Below are 15,339 nucleotides of genomic sequence, written 5' to 3'. Positions count from 1 at the left end.
TACTAGACAGTAATCTCTATAAAGTACTGTCGTAAAATGTCAGTTTGTCACATATCGCATTGTGGTACTTTTTTCGCTTTAAGCAAGACTCAAATTTTACACTTTAAAACATATATACAATGTCAACAGGAAAAATTAATGTATCGGTAGAGAATATCTTTCCGCTTATTAAGAAGTTCTTATATAGTGATCACGAGATTTTCTTACGTGAGCTTATCTCAAATGCAACAGACGCAACCCTTAAGTTAAAACACCTTACCTCTATAGGTGAGTCTAGTGCTGAGTATGGAAATCCTCAGATAGAAGTAAAAATAGACAAGGAAGGGAAGAAGCTTCATATTATAGATCAAGGTCTTGGTATGACGCAAGAAGAGGTTGAGAAGTATATTAACCAGCTTGCATTTTCTGGAGCAGAGGAGTTTTTAAACAAGTATGAAGATGGTGCAAAAGATACAGGAATCATAGGGCACTTTGGTCTTGGTTTTTACTCGGCATTTATGGTGGCAGAGAAGGTAGAGATTATTACAAAGTCACATAAAGATGAGCCAGCAGCACACTGGACGTGTGATGGTAGTCCTAACTTTACACTAGAAGCGGCAGATAAGACAGAGCGCGGTACAGAGATTATCTTACACATCGCAGAAGATAGTACAGAGTTTCTCGAAGAAGGACGCATCGCGGGACTGCTTTCTAAGTACAACAAGTTTATGCCAGTGCCTATTAAATTTGGTATGAAAACAGAGACGCTTCCTAAGCCAGAAGATGCAAAGGAAGAAGATCCAGCTCCTACACAAGAGGTTGATAATATTATAAACAACCCTAACCCAGCCTGGACAAAGCAACCAGCAGATCTTGAAGAGGAAGATTATAAAAACTTCTACCAGGAGTTGTATCCAGCAAACTTTGATGAGCCGTTATTTAATATACACCTTAATGTAGATTATCCTTTTAACCTTACAGGTATCTTATACTTCCCAAAACTTGGGCAGGATATGAATATGCAGAAGGATCGCATACAGTTATATCAAAACCAAGTTTTTGTTACAGATAACGTAGAGGGTATCGTGCCAGAATTCTTAACGATGCTACGTGGAGTGATAGACTCTCCAGACATCCCACTTAACGTATCTCGTAGTTACTTACAGGCAGATGGAGCAGTAAAGAAGATATCTGGCTACATCTCTCGTAAGGTGGCAGATAAGCTTAAGTCACTCTTTAATAACGACAGAGAAGACTTTGAAAAGAAATGGAATGACATCAAACTCGTTATAGAGTACGGTATGTTATCTGAAGATAAGTTCTTTGAGAAGGCAGATAAGTTTGCACTATACCCTACAGTAGATAATACATTCTTTACTTGGGAAGAGCTTGAAGCAAAAATCAAAGAAAACCAAGTAGATAAAGACGGGAAGACTGTTGTACTTTATGCAAGTGATACAGATGCACAGCACTCATACATACAGAGCGCAAAAGACAAAGGATATGAAGTATTATTGCTAGATTCTCCTATTGTATCTCACTTAATCCAGAAGCTAGAGACTAGCAAAGAAAACGTAACTTTTGTACGTGTAGATGGTGATCATATAGATAACCTTATCAAAAAGGACGAAGAGCAAATCTCAAAACTCTCTGACGATGAGAAGGAGACTGTAAAAACAGCTATTACAGATGCTATTGCAAACACGTCTTACACGGTACAAGTAGAAGCAATGGATAGTAATGCTGCACCATTTATCATCACACAGCCAGAGTTTATGCGCCGTATGAAGGAGATGCAACAAGCCGGTGGTGGCGGAGGTATGAATATGTTTGGTAATATGCCAGAGATGTACAACCTAGTAGTAAATGGTAACCACGAGCTGGTCACAGAGATACTCAATGCAGATACAGATGAGACTAAAAAGCGTCTAATCACACAGTCTTTTGACCTAGCAAAACTATCTCAAAATCTACTTAAGGGTGAAGAGCTTACTAGCTTTATAAAACGCTCTTATGAGATGATTAAATAATGTGAGAGTGCCTAGCACAACACATTAATGTAAACCACCTTTTTCATTTTTGAAAAAGGTGGTTTTTTTATTTTAGCTATGATTATACGTAACGTCTAGCATATTGTTGCGTCTTATCATACAGTATGAGAACACCTACATAGTGCGGGTGTTAATTATTAAGATTACAAAAGAAATTATATGTCACTTACTCCATCTAATATGTTACCGCTAGGTACAAAGGCTCCAGAGTTTCAACTGCTTGATACGGTTACAAACCAGCTTTGCAGTTATCACGATATTAAGGGTGAGCGCGGCACAGTGGTGATGTTTATATGTAATCATTGCCCCTTTGTAGTACACGTGGTAGATGAGATTGTGCGCATCGCAAATGATTATCGTGTGCTCGGTTTTGGCTTTGTGGCGATAAGTAGTAATGACATTGTAGCATACCCGCAAGACGGCCCAGAGATGATGTGGGCAAATGCTCGTAAAAACAGCTTTACATTTCCGTATCTACTTGATGAGACACAAGAGGTGGCAAAAAACTATGATGCTGCCTGCACACCAGATTTCTTTGTTTTTGGACCAGATGATCGTCTTGTGTATAGAGGGCAGCTAGATAACAGTAGGCCAGGTAATGGCATCCCGGTAAACGGCAGAGACCTGAGAGAAGCACTAGATAATATCTTTAACAGCAAGCCACAAGCAACCCTGCAAAAACCAAGTATGGGTTGTAACATTAAGTGGAAATAGTAGGGGAGAGTTACTAGGTACGCTTTCGCGAAAGCGCACTCAAAACCACTATTAATTGCAGTGATCGTTCAGATTGAAAACGTAAGTGTAGGCATACTATTAAACTTGATGTCATATAATTGAGTAATTATTATCCTCGCTTTTTATGGCTTAGTATTTTGTGCTTAGGCTATTTCTGCTATTTTTACGTAAATCTCACATTTTTGGAAATCTTAGAAAATTTACGCATCCTAGACGGCATCGATATTTTACTCGTAGCCATCTTAATGTTTTACCTCTATAGACTGGTAAAAGGTACGGTTGCGATAAACATTTTTATAGGTATTGTAGTTATTTACTTGATCTGGCAACTTACCGTCTTGCTTAAGATGGAGATGCTTAGTACCATATTGGGGCAGTTTATAGGTGTGGGGATGTTTGCACTTATAGTCGTTTTCCAGCAGGAGATACGTAAATTTTTACTCCTTATAGGGAGTACAAATCTCACTAAGGGCGGGCTCTTTAAAAACTTTAATTTTTCTAAAAAGGAAGGTACACTGGCTTTAGATCTTAATGCAGTTCTCACTGCTTGCGAGAATATGGCTGCTTCAAAAACGGGAGCACTTATTATCATAAGAAGAGATACCAGTCTAGAGTTTGTAAAAGATACGGGAGACAGGATGGAGATAGAAGTAAACAGACCTATTATAGAAAGTGTTTTTTATAAAAACTCAACCCTACACGACGGGGCGATGATTATAGAAGAAAATAAAATTACAGCTACAAGAGTCATATTACCCGTAACACAAGAGCGTGACATCCCACTACGTTTTGGACTTAGACACAGAGCTGCCGTAGGTATTACAGAAAAGACAGATGCGCTCGCACTGGTAGTGAGTGAGGAGTCTGGTGCGATAAGCTATATAAAGGACGGAGAGTTTGTACTCTATAAAACGATAGACGATTTACGCATACTACTAGAGACAGAACTTACGTAAACAATGGCAGATAAAAAGTCTAAAAAGCTCCCTAAAAAGGCAAAAGCAAAAACGCCTAAGAAACAAAAGCGAGAGCTACTTGTCATCTCAGAGAGTTGTAAAAACTGTGGTACTCCGTTAGACTTAGACCAGCGCTTTTGTTCTCATTGTGGCGCAAAGCGTATGCACAACAGGCTTAATACCCGCAACTTACTAGAAGATTTTACAGAGCGTTTTCTCAATATAGAAAATGTCTTTCTCAAAACGTTTATTGACCTTTTTACAAAGCCAGAAGTTGTTATAAATGGTTATATAGGTGGGTTGCGAAAGCGCTATATGTCTGCCTTTAGCTACTTTGCGGTGGCACTTACTATAGGGAGTATTTACATTTTCTTATTTAGAAATTGGTTTTTAGATACAGAAAACGGACTGTATAATGGATTCTTTACAGGTCTAGAAGCCGGTGCACAATCTAATGGTGGTGATGGCGTGATGGAGCTTGTAAATTTTATATTTGATTATAACTCCTTTATAAGCTTTCTATACATTCCATTTTTTGCAGTGATTTCAAAAATTGTTTTCTGGAATTATAAGGAGGTAAATTTTATAGAGCACATTGTGATATATCTCTATGCATACTCACAAACTCAAATTATAACTAATGTACTTTTTATACTTGCGGGCTGGTCTGCTGCTGGGCAAATTATAGTAAGCCTGTTTGTATCTACATTACCGTTTTTTTACACGGCATATGTCTTGTATCGCGTGTTTAATTTAAGTATCAAAAGTCTGGTTCTTAAAACAGGTATTTTCTTGTTGATTATAGTGCCTTTCAGCATTTTGTTAAGTGCCATTATAGGTACAGCAATGTATACAGCAGGTTCTTTTGACCCGCTTATAGAATCTGTAAAGAAATCTCACGATGCAAGAAGAGCAAAGAGAGATAGCATAAAGCAAGATAGCCTAAGGCTTAAATCTCTTACCCCACAATCTTTGCCTATACCATTACAGAAAACTCAAGATAGTATAGAGTGACTTTAACATACTTGTAATTTTAGTATTATTGTGATTCTAAATCAATCAATCAAATGAGTAAACTCTCCAGGGCAGAAAAAAAAGCTTTAAAGAAGCAAAACAATCTTTTAAAAGTAGAGGATACTTGCATAAACTGTGCAGAGTATATAGCCCTAGACCAGCGTTTTTGCTCACACTGCGGTGGTAAGCGTATTTATAATAGACTCACCTGGCGTAATCTTATAGAAGATTTTGTAGATCGTTTTTTAAATCTGGAAAACTCCTTTCTTAGAACATTTGTAGCGATGTTTACACGCCCAGATGAGGTTATAGGAGGTTATATGAATGGAATGCGTAAGAAGTACTTACCCGCATTCAGTTACTTTGCTATTGCACTTACCATTGCAGGAGTTTATAGTTTTTTACTTAAAAACTATTTTGCAGATGTGTTTACAGGTATGCAGGCAGATGCATCTACAATGTTCGTTTCAGACCCAGAACAACTCGCAATGCAAAAGAAATTTGCAGAGGGCTGGGCAGAGGAGTGGATAGAGCTAGCTACAGACTATCAGTCTATGTTTTATTTTGCTGCAATACCACTACTTGCAGTTATCTCAAGAATTGTTTTTTGGAATTATAAGAAGTATAATTTTGTTGAGCATCTGGTCATCTATTTATATGCCTACTCACATACAGCTATGATAACCTCAGTATTATATATATGTTTTATGTGGAGTGAGACTGCTTTTCAAATTATAGGTTTTGCTGGGATGCCACTTGCTGTTCTTTATATAGGTTATGTACTTAAAAGACTCTTTAAATTAGATGCTGCTGGGATTATACTTAAAACGGCATTGTTTGGAGTAGTATTAACTGCAATCACCGCAGTGGTAGGTGGAATTTTCGGTGGGTTGCTTATTTTTAATCTTCTCAAAAATGATGGAAAACCGGCAGAAAATGAATCGTCATTTGTAAAAATTATGCGAGAGTCCTTTGAGCAAGGTAAGAAGAAAGGAGAGGAAATTGCTAGGGAAAAGAAAATCAAAGACTCCATAAAGCAAGACAGTGTAAAGCGACTTGAAGATATACTGGAGATTACTCCAGATATGATTAAAAATAGACCGCAGTAGGAGTACGCTTTCGCGAAAGCATTATTAAAACCTCATAAATCTCTCTTAATAAGTACATCTTTCTGATAGGAGTATACCTATATTGATACCAGATATTGTAGTATGAAGATTTTTAGAAAAGAGTTAACTAACAATGAGATCATATTCTACGTGCGTAGAGCACTGTGGATCTTGCTTGCGTGGACACTTATATCAAATATTATTTTCTTGTATGATTATGCGACGCTAGTATCTGCAAATGCGCTTACGTCTAATTTTGATTTGGAAGTATCATTTAAGGCTAACTTGCTTGTGTCTATCGTTGCTGGACTTTTTGGTGGCATTTTTACGGTAAATATAATGGAGCTCTGGCTACGTAAGTATGCCTTCTGGAAGGCGCTTATTTTTATCACCATACTTTATGTGGTGATTGCTATGGTAGTGGGTACCATAGGGGCTTATTATTTTTATAGTGATTCGCTAGGTCTCGCCGTAGGTAGTCAAGAGCTTTTAGATAGAGTATTACAGTTTTATACAGAGCACATATTTATAAAGAACTTTGTAATATGGTTGTTTATCGTACTGCTCACACTTATCGTTTTAATGATAAATGATAAGTATGGTCCGGGCGTTTTTCCAGACTACTTGATGGGGCGTTACTTCTTGCCAAAAAATGAAACCCGCATCTTTATGTTTGCAGATATAAGAGATGCAACACGCATTGCAGAGAAGCTAGGCGAGCAAGAGTATTTTAACTTTCTCAAAGATTTTTTTAATGATATCGCTCCCGCCATAATGCAAACTAAGGGCGAAGTGTATCAGTATGTGGGTGATGAGGTGGTTATCACTTGGAAGATGAAAAACGGTGTTAAAAACGCAAATGCGCTGCGCTGCTATTACCGTATGAAAAATATTATCTATAAGAAATCTGTGCGCTACTATAAACGCTATAATGCCTTACCAGATTTTAAGGTAGGTTTTCACTATGGTCAAGTAATGGTAGGGGAGCTGGGCAAGATAAAGCGTGACATTGCATTTTCTGGAGACGTACTCAATACAACAGCACGTATACAAGGTATGTGTAATGATAAAGGCGTAGATATACTGGCGTCTAAAGCCTTTGCAGACTTGCTTAAAAAACTACCTAAAAACACAAGAGTGGTAAAAGTAGGAGATGAGCTTCTTAAAGGTAAGTCTGAGCAAGTGTCGCTTGTGACATTTGACAGGGATGTATCTGCAAAGTAATGTGTAGTTTGATTTAACTTGCCTCAGCCTGCATAAACTGTACTTCATAAAGATTGCGATAATGACCGTTTTCTTTTTTAAGTAGCTCTTTATGTGTGCCTTGCTCGATGATTTTTCCTTTCTCCATCACGATAATTTGGTCAGCCTTTTTGATGGTCGCTAGACGGTGTGCAATAACGATAGAGGTACGTCCTTTTGTTATTTTCTTAATAGCTTTCTGTATAAGCTGCTCACTGTGTGAATCTACAGATGAGGTAGCCTCATCTAGCACAAGTATAGATGGATTACTTACATAAGCTCTTAAGAAAGCAATAAGCTGTCGCTGGCCGCTAGAGAGCATAGAGCCACGCTCTTTTACGTTATAGTGATATCCATCTGGTAGACTAGATATAAATTTATGTACGCCTATAGCCTTAGCACTTTCTATAACCTCCTCTTCTGTGATAGATGGGTCTTGTAGCGTGATGTTATTGAGTATAGTATCTGCAAATAAGAATACATCTTGCAATACCACAGCAATTTCCTTACGTAAATCTGTAAGCTTTATGTCTTTAATATCTTTGCCGTCTAGTAAGATCTGTCCGCTATCTATCTCATAAAATCTACTTAGTAGATTGATAATGGTAGATTTACCTGCACCAGTAGAGCCTACAATAGCAATGGTTTCTCCAGCAGCAGCTTCTAGCGATATTCCTTTGAGTACTTCTTCACCGGGTACATACGAGAAGTGTACATCTTTGAAATCTATAACACCTTTTACATCGTTTAATTCTAGAGTACCTGTATTTGTTATAGAAGACTCTGTATCTAGTATGGTAAATACCCTATTTGCGGCCACCATACCCATTTGCAAGGTGTTAAACTTATCTGCTATCTGGCGTAGTGGTGTAAAAAGCATCTGTATGTAACTTATAAACGCAGTAATTAAACCTATCGTTACAATATCACTTTGTGCTGCTTTAAGACCGCCATACCACACAATAAGACCTATAGTAACGGCTGTACAAATCTCTGCAATAGGGAAGAAAATAGAGTTATACCACACGGTCTTGTTCCAGGCATCTCTGTGCTTGTTATTAATAGCATTAAACTTTTTGTGCTCTATGGCTTCTCGATTAAAAATTTGTACAATTTTCATACCTGTCACGCGCTCTTGTACAAAGGTGTTGAGGTTAGAAACCTGTGTGCGCACTTCTTCGAAGGCAAGCTTCATCGCTCGCTGAAAAACGCGGGTGGCATATAATATAATGGGGAATACAGCAAGTACAATAAGTGTGAGCCTCCAACTCTCATAAAACATAAAACCTAAAACGACACTCATTTTAAGTAAGTCTGCAATAATCATAAAAAGCCCTTGAGAGAAAATACTAGAGATGGTCTCTATATCACCTACAGCTCTAGTCACTAGACGCCCCACTGCAGATTTGTCAAAATATTGCATTTTGAACCCAAGCATATGGTCAAAGAGTTTAACACGTATATCTTTTATAACCTGCTGGCCTATCCAGTTTGAGAAGTAGATAAACATAAGCTGGAAAACGACCTCACCAACCAGTACAACCGCCATAAGGCGTAAGTAAAAAAATAAATCTGTGGCAGAGCGTTGTGAGATCCCTAGATCTATGGCGTTCTTTAAAAAGTAAGGGCGTAACGCTGCACAAACAGATAAGATAATCGCTCCCGCTGCGGCTATATAAAGCCTGCTACGATAAGGTTTCGTAAAGGCAAGTAATCGTTTGAACAACTGTGTGTCAAAAGCTTTTCCTTTAGTCTCTCCCATTGTTTATATAAATTGTTTCTGGATATATAATCTCTGTTAAATATAAGCCGTGCCCCGGTACAGAAGACCCTGCTCGTGATCTACTCTTTCCTTTTACTACGTCGTGTATCCACGAGACAGGTTTTTTGCCTTGACCTATCTCTAGTAATGTGCCTACAATGGCACGTACCATATTGCGCAAAAATCGGTTTGCCGTAATATGGAAGTGGTACTCATCTTCGGTTTCTAGCCACTGCGCTCTAGTAATATCACAAAGATACGTGTTGACCTCTGTCTTTGATTTAGAAAAACATTCAAAATCTGAATAATCTAGTAACGCTGCCGCTGCTTCATTCATAAGGCTTAGATCTATATCATATGCTATAGCGTGTGCTTGTTCTGTACTAAAAGGATTTTTACGTTTTGCAATGCGGTATAGATAAGATCTCGATGTCGCGTCAAAACGTGTATGAGCCTCATCACGCACATTAAAAATGCGATCTATGGCAATGTCTGGAGGCAAAAACCTATTGAGTTTATAGGTAAGATTTCTTAATTTATTATCAAGACTTAAATCATCATCCCAGTCAAAGTGGGCATACATCTGCGTAGCGTGCACCCCCGCATCTGTACGTCCTGCACCCATTATGAGTACAGGTTTTCTTAAGATGGTACTCAGTGCTTTTTCTATGGTTTCTTGCACGGTAACAGCATTAGGTTGCCGCTGCCAGCCGTGGTAGTCTTTTCCAAAATAAGAAAGCTCAATAAAATAGCGCACCGTGTTGTAGTTTTGTAGCAAATATACGCTTTCGCGAAAGCGCACTCAAATGAAAAAAATCCTCCTCCTTAGCGATACACATAGTTATATAGATGACCACATTATAGGCCACGTAAAATGGGCAGACGAGGTCTGGCACGCAGGTGATATAGGTGATCTAAAAGTAACAGACACGCTTAAAAAATTAAAGCCGCTACGCGCCGTTTATGGTAATATAGATACCACAGAAGCACGACAAGAATTCCCGCTTAACAATCGTTTTATATGTGAAGGCGTAGAAGTATTAATTACTCATATAGGAGGCTATCCTGGTAGATACTCGCCTGCTATAAGGGAAGAAATTTATGCACGACCGCCTAAACTGTTTATATGCGGGCATAGTCATATCTTAAAGGTGATGCCAGATAAAAAACTGGGACTATTACATATGAATCCGGGTGCAATAGGGAAGCACGGTTTTCATAAAGTGCGCACAATGCTCAGGTTTACCATACACGAGGGTCGCATCGAGAATCTTGAAGTAATAGAGGTTGCTAGGTAATTATAAGAGTTCCAGTCTTTAAGGCAAGTGCTAAGATTATATTAAACTTAGTATATTTTTAAACCTGCTCATTTGCCTTCCCAAAGGTAAATAGTATCTTTGCACCTCATTAAAAACAAGGATAATGCAAGACGGTATTTACGCAAAAATTCATACGCCAAAGGGCGAAATAACACTTAAGCTTGAGCACGAGAAAACTCCTGGAACAGTAGGAAACTTTGTTGCCCTAGCAGAAGGAAACCTAGAGAACTCTCAAAAACCTCAAGGAACACCTTACTATGACGGATTAAAATTTCACCGTGTCATTCCTGATTTTATGATCCAAGGGGGTTGCCCACTTGGGACTGGAACTGGTGATGGAGGATACAAATTTGACGATGAGATTCATCCAGATCTTAAGCACGATGCTCCAGGTAAATTATCTATGGCAAACGCTGGACCAGGAACAAATGGAACTCAGTTTTTTATAACACACATCCCTACAGACTGGTTAGACGGTAAGCACACTGTTTTTGGAAACGTAGTAGAAGGGCAAGACGTAGTAAATAGCGTAGCACAAGGTGATGAGATGGAAAAAATCGAAATCATACGTGTAGGAGCAGAGGCAGAGGCTTGGAACGCGGTAGAAGCATTTAGAACCTTTGAAGGATCTAGAGCTAAGCGTATAGAAGAAGAGAGAGCAGCACAAGCAGCAGAGATAGAAGCACTAGCAACAGGATTTGATACTACTGATAGCGGACTACGCTACCAGATTATTCAAAAAGGAGATGGTGTAAAAGCAGAAAAAGGTAAAACAGTTTCTGTACACTATAAAGGAGCACTTCCTGACGGAACTGTTTTTGATAGTTCTTTTAAAAGAAACCAACCTATAGATTTTCAACTAGGAGTAGGTCAAGTAATCCCAGGGTGGGATGAAGGTATCGCTTTATTAAATGTTGGAGATAAAGCGCGTTTAGTAATTCCTTCAGATCTTGCTTACGGTAGTGCAGGAGCTGGTGGTGTAATACCACCTAACGCTACACTCGTATTTGATGTAGAGCTTGTTGCTGTAAAGTAAGGAGTACACTTATAATAGTTTTAAAAGGTCTGGTGTTATGCCAGACCTTTTTTGTTTTTAATAGCTTCTATATTTACATAGCCTCGTGGTTGTTAATAAGGTGTGATAACAATTATGTGTAAAGGCGCAGAGACTTTTCTATTTTTGAGACTATGGAAAAGTTAAGATACCCAATAGGAAAATATTCGATGCCCACAGATATCTCAAACGAGAAACTTACAGAGTGGATTAACATTCTAGAAGTAATGCCAGCTCAGTTACGAGATATGACAAGTGAGATGAGTGATGAGCAGTTAAACACGCCTTACAGACCAGAAGGATGGAATGTGAGACAAGTAGTGCACCATCTAGCAGATAGTCATCACAACAGCTATACGCGTTTTAAATGGGCACTCACAGAAGAAAACCCAGTTATAAAACCCTATGATGAAAATGCGTGGACGGCACTCCCAGATCTAGAAGGGATGCCAGTAGAGTGGTCACTACGTCACCTTGAAGTGGTTCATTATAAACTTGTACGATTATTAAGAACGCTCACAGATGAGCAACTGTCTAAAACATTTATTCACCCTGCAGGTGATAAAACTTATAACTTGAAACAAAATGTAGGGCAATATGCCTGGCACAGTATGCATCACTATATGCACATTGCAAACCTAGTGAAAGAGAAAGGCTGGAAATAATAGTAGACCTAGCACAAAAAGAAAGTCCGCAGTAGTATTATACTACTGCGGACTTTTTTTCATTAAAATCTCGATGCGAGATTATACTACCACTTTATAATAGAGCTGGCCCACGTAAAGCCACTACCAAAGGCAGCTAGTACTACAGTATCTCCTTCTTTTATCTTCCCATTCTCCCAAGCTTCTGTAAGGGCGATAGGGATAGAAGCAGCCGTTGTGTTTCCGTACTTCTGGATGTTATTATACACCTTATCATCACTAAGCTTAAACTTTTTCTGCACAAACTGTGAGATACGTAAGTTAGCTTGATGCGGTATAAGCATATCTATATCACTTACATCTAGTTTGTTTTTCTGTAAACCTTCCATAATCACCTCAGAAAAGCGTACCACGGCATTTTTAAATACAAACTGCCCATTCATATACGGGTAGTAAGGGATATCTTCTTGCGGGTTAGTCTCTATAAGTTCTGGTACCCATTGCTCTGTGCTTGGTCCTTTAAGAGATAGCTCTAGTGCGTGCTCTCCCTCACTGTGTAGGTGAGATGATAATATACCTTTAGTCGTATCTTCTTCTCTAGAAAGTACTGCAGCACCTGCACCATCACCAAATATTACAGACACACTACGTCCTCTAGTGGTAAAATCTAAACCTCCACTATGATTTTCAGATCCTATTACCAGTACATTTTTATACATACCAGATTTTATAAACTGGTCTGCCGTTGCAAGTGCATAGATAAATCCAGAACACTGGTTTCTTACATCTAGCGCAGGTACGGTTTCCATACCCATTAAGTGCTGTACTTGCACACCACAGCCAGGGAAGTAATAGTCTGGGCTGAGTGTCGCAAAGACTATCATATCTATATCCTTATTAGTAAGTCCAGCACGCTCTATAGCAATGGTTGCAGCTTTTACACCCATCTTTGCGGTAGAGTTACCATCTCCTTTTTTGATATGTCTACGCTCTTTTATTCCGGTGCGTTCTTGTATCCACTCATCATTAGTATCCATCAGTTTTGATAGATCATCATTTGTCACCACATTTTCTGGGACGTATTTACCTAGTCCGGTAATTTTGGAATTATACATAAGCTGTGTTTGAAAATTGTTTGAGGGTAATTACGCTTTCGCGAAAGCGTAAAACTCCCAGCGTGTAAATATACTTTATCTTAAGGGGTAGATAAAGTGTCTATAATAATTTTAGTATGCACGCATAGTATGAATGACTTATAAACACAAAAAGAGCGCCCGACTAAAAGCGCTCTTTTCAAAAAACAACCTAACCAATAACATGTCACAAAAAGTAACACAATTATTAACCTTTATGCCACAGAGTCTGTGGGTACATAGTTCTTAAAATTATTGACCTTTATTTGTGCCTTGAGATCGTGCATCAAGTTATAAAGTCCAAAAAATGTTCTGTTTATATATAAGAAGTGTTTACTACCTCTGTTACCATTCATCTTACGTATTTCTGTATCCTTACTATACTTCTCGCTTAGCACGGCAATTTGATCAAAAAATGTACTGTCTCTAAAATCAAATTCTTCTTGATGCATAGGCTGTGTGAAGAGGCTGAGCATCTCGTGAAATAGTGCTGAGAAGAACTTTACGGTCTCTGCATCATCATCATCTCGTAATATTTCTAGCTCGTATAATTTTTGCTTAAAAATATTAGGGTCATTTATATTTGACGGTTCTGCAAGGTCAAAGTAAGGTATGTAAAAGTCTTGCGGTACGTGCTTAATACAACCAAAGTCTATAGCAATAAGATTATGGTCTTTATCTACCATAAAGTTACCTGGGTGAGGATCTGCGTGTATGCGCTTTAAAATATGCATCTGGTACATATAAAAATCCCATAGTGCTTGTCCTAGCTTATTTGCCGCTTCTTGATCTGTATTATGTGCTACAAACTCACTTAAGTGTTCCCCATCCATCCAGTCCATAGTGAGTATACGCTCACTAGATAGGTCTGGATAGTACCTTGGGAATACAAGATTAGGGATGGTAGCACAGTCTTCTGTCATTGCGATACTTTGTGCTAACTCTAGATTGTAATCTGTCTCTTCTAGTAGTTTATCTTCTACCTCTTTAAAAAACTTCTCTTTACCCTCGCCTTGAAGATTAAACATCTTCTTTGCAATAGGTTTTACGAGAGCAAGATCACTACTGATACTGTCTGCGACTCCTGGATATTGGATTTTCACAGCAAGTTTTTTCCCATTTAATGTCGCCTGGTGCACTTGGCCTATACTGGCCGCGTTAACACTCTGAGCCGCAAACGTATCATAGAGATCTTCTGGGTATTTACCCAGATATTTTTTAAAGGTTTTACGCACTAAAGGTGGAGATAGGGGAGGAACACTAAATTGTGATAGAGAGAACTTTTCTACATATGCCTTAGGCATAATGTTTTTCTCCATACTAAGCATTTGCGCCACCTTAAGTGCGCTACCTTTTAGACTTTTTAAGCCATCATAAATATCTTCGGCATTATCTTCATTAAGTTGCTCTTTTGTGAGCGATGGGTTAACGACCTTCTTACCGTAATATTTTGCATAGTTTGCACCCACCTTTACGCCAGTCTTTACAAGCTTTGAGGCTCTCTGGAGTTTATTAGTAGGTATGTGGTCTATTGTTTTCATATATTGATGCCCATAGGGCTTATTTTCTTGTTGAGTTGAGGTAAAACCTCGTGCGTACTTCTAGTACTACTTTGCCATTGTAAAATTTTCTTTAAATAAAAATTTTCCAAAGTCTATAATGCTTTCTAGCGGTGTGGTTTCAAAAATGTCAAAAATTGCATTTACAGATTTCTCAATAGCCACATCTGTTTTTTCGAAGGCAGGAGAGTTATCTTCCATCCAGTATTTAAGTAAGAATAAAAACTGTACCCAGGCTCCTTCTTTAAAAAGACGTACAGGATTTTTTGTAATCTTATAATTCTTATCATCATTACCAGCCTCTATAAGATCTGCTGCAAAAGAGGTAAGGTGACCTCTCAACTCCTTGAGCTGGCTCATATTTTTGAGCATATTTTTATGCTGGTCTAGTGCTACAAGCACATAACTTCTGTTTGCAGTAAGCATCTCAAACATTGTAAAAAAGTATGAGAGCATTTTGTCTTTATTGGTGTAAAATTCAAAATCACTGTTTTTGTGAAGCACACCTACGGTATTTGTGTGGAATGCATTCCATATACCTGCTTTAAGATTTTGAAAAGAGCCAAAGAATTTATAAAACTCTGCTTCTTCAATATTATGTTCTTTACAAAATTTGTAAATCGTTTTTGGTTCTTCTCCGTGCTCTAGCACGTACTCCATATATGCTGTAATAAGCATTTGTGCGTTTACTGTCTTCTTCTTGGCAGTAGTCTTTTTAGTCGTTTTCTTTACAGTTGCCATAATATGCGTTGTTTTATGTAAAGATACATTATGTTTAATCT

At 38.3% G+C, this 15,339-nt stretch carries 14 protein-coding genes; 9 read left to right on the top strand and 5 right to left on the bottom strand.

The features are described from left to right. The first annotated feature begins 119 nt into the window (after positions 1-119). The 6 genes from htpG to MED134_RS03950 all read left to right on the top strand — a co-directional run bounded on the left by htpG (position 120) and on the right by MED134_RS03950 (position 7,068). The gene (htpG, locus tag MED134_RS03975; protein ID WP_021778651.1) at positions 120-2,009 is read left to right on the top strand and encodes a molecular chaperone HtpG; all 1,890 of its coding nucleotides are present in this window, start codon (positions 120-122) and stop codon (positions 2,007-2,009) included. A gap of 180 nt (positions 2,010-2,189) precedes the next feature. Further along, a complete protein-coding gene (locus MED134_RS03970; protein WP_021778652.1) occupies positions 2,190-2,744 on the top strand; it encodes a thioredoxin family protein in 555 nt (184 codons plus the stop codon). Between the two features lie 203 nt (positions 2,745-2,947). Further along, a complete protein-coding gene (locus tag MED134_RS03965) occupies positions 2,948-3,721 on the top strand; it encodes a diadenylate cyclase (protein WP_021778653.1) in 774 nt (257 codons plus the stop codon). A gap of 3 nt (positions 3,722-3,724) precedes the next feature. Continuing rightward, positions 3,725-4,735 carry a DUF3667 domain-containing protein gene (locus tag MED134_RS03960; protein ID WP_021778654.1) on the top strand — a complete coding sequence of 337 codons (1,011 nt, stop codon included), beginning with the start codon at positions 3,725-3,727 and terminating at the stop codon, positions 4,733-4,735. Positions 4,736-4,788: 53 nt separating this feature from the next. After that, positions 4,789-5,844, top strand: a complete 1,056-nt coding sequence (locus MED134_RS03955; RefSeq protein WP_021778655.1) for a DUF3667 domain-containing protein — start codon at positions 4,789-4,791, stop codon at positions 5,842-5,844. A 102-nt stretch (positions 5,845-5,946) separates the two neighbouring features. After that, positions 5,947-7,068 (top strand): adenylate/guanylate cyclase domain-containing protein, encoded by a 1,122-nt coding sequence (locus tag MED134_RS03950; protein WP_021778656.1) that lies wholly within the window; start codon positions 5,947-5,949, stop codon positions 7,066-7,068. Between the two features lie 13 nt (positions 7,069-7,081). Here the strand turns inward: MED134_RS03950 and MED134_RS03945 are convergent, their stop codons facing one another. Both MED134_RS03945 and truA read right to left on the bottom strand, forming a co-directional pair. Continuing rightward, positions 7,082-8,848: an ABC transporter ATP-binding protein gene (locus MED134_RS03945; protein WP_021778657.1), complete on the bottom strand. Its 1,767-nt coding sequence runs from the start codon at positions 8,846-8,848 to the stop codon at positions 7,082-7,084. After that, positions 8,835-9,605: a tRNA pseudouridine(38-40) synthase TruA gene (truA, locus tag MED134_RS03940; protein ID WP_038600880.1), complete on the bottom strand. Its 771-nt coding sequence runs from the start codon at positions 9,603-9,605 to the stop codon at positions 8,835-8,837. Before truA ends, MED134_RS03945 begins: the two co-directional genes overlap by 14 nt. A gap of 49 nt (positions 9,606-9,654) precedes the next feature. Here truA and MED134_RS03935 point away from each other — a divergent pair, with 49 nt between their 5' ends. The 3 genes from MED134_RS03935 to MED134_RS03925 all read left to right on the top strand — a co-directional run bounded on the left by MED134_RS03935 (position 9,655) and on the right by MED134_RS03925 (position 11,886). After that, a complete protein-coding gene (locus MED134_RS03935; RefSeq protein WP_021778659.1) occupies positions 9,655-10,146 on the top strand; it encodes a metallophosphoesterase family protein in 492 nt (163 codons plus the stop codon). A gap of 124 nt (positions 10,147-10,270) precedes the next feature. Further along, complete coding sequence (locus tag MED134_RS03930; RefSeq protein WP_021778660.1) at positions 10,271-11,203, top strand: peptidylprolyl isomerase; 933 nt, start codon at positions 10,271-10,273, stop codon at positions 11,201-11,203. Between the two features lie 152 nt (positions 11,204-11,355). After that, entirely contained in the window at positions 11,356-11,886 is a 531-nt protein-coding gene (locus MED134_RS03925) for a YfiT family bacillithiol transferase (protein ID WP_035324490.1), read from the top strand. An 86-nt stretch (positions 11,887-11,972) separates the two neighbouring features. Here the strand turns inward: MED134_RS03925 and MED134_RS03920 are convergent, their stop codons facing one another. From MED134_RS03920 to MED134_RS03910, 3 genes are all read right to left on the bottom strand, one after another. After that, on the bottom strand, positions 11,973-12,980 hold the full coding sequence (locus tag MED134_RS03920) for a 3-oxoacyl-ACP synthase III family protein (RefSeq protein ID WP_021778662.1): 1,008 nt from the start codon (positions 12,978-12,980) through the stop codon (positions 11,973-11,975). A 233-nt stretch (positions 12,981-13,213) separates the two neighbouring features. Further along, positions 13,214-14,539 carry an ABC1 kinase family protein gene (locus MED134_RS03915; protein ID WP_021778663.1) on the bottom strand — a complete coding sequence of 442 codons (1,326 nt, stop codon included), beginning with the start codon at positions 14,537-14,539 and terminating at the stop codon, positions 13,214-13,216. 66 nt (positions 14,540-14,605) lie between these two features. Beyond that, entirely contained in the window at positions 14,606-15,298 is a 693-nt protein-coding gene (locus MED134_RS03910) for a TetR family transcriptional regulator C-terminal domain-containing protein (RefSeq protein WP_021778664.1), read from the bottom strand. Positions 15,299-15,339 lie beyond the last annotated feature (41 nt).

It is taken from the genome of Dokdonia sp. MED134 (assembly GCF_000152925.2).
GTDB lineage: Bacteria > Bacteroidota > Bacteroidia > Flavobacteriales > Flavobacteriaceae > Dokdonia.
The sequence above is the reverse complement of the archived record's forward strand: the minus strand, read 5'-3'. Positions and strand labels throughout refer to the sequence as shown.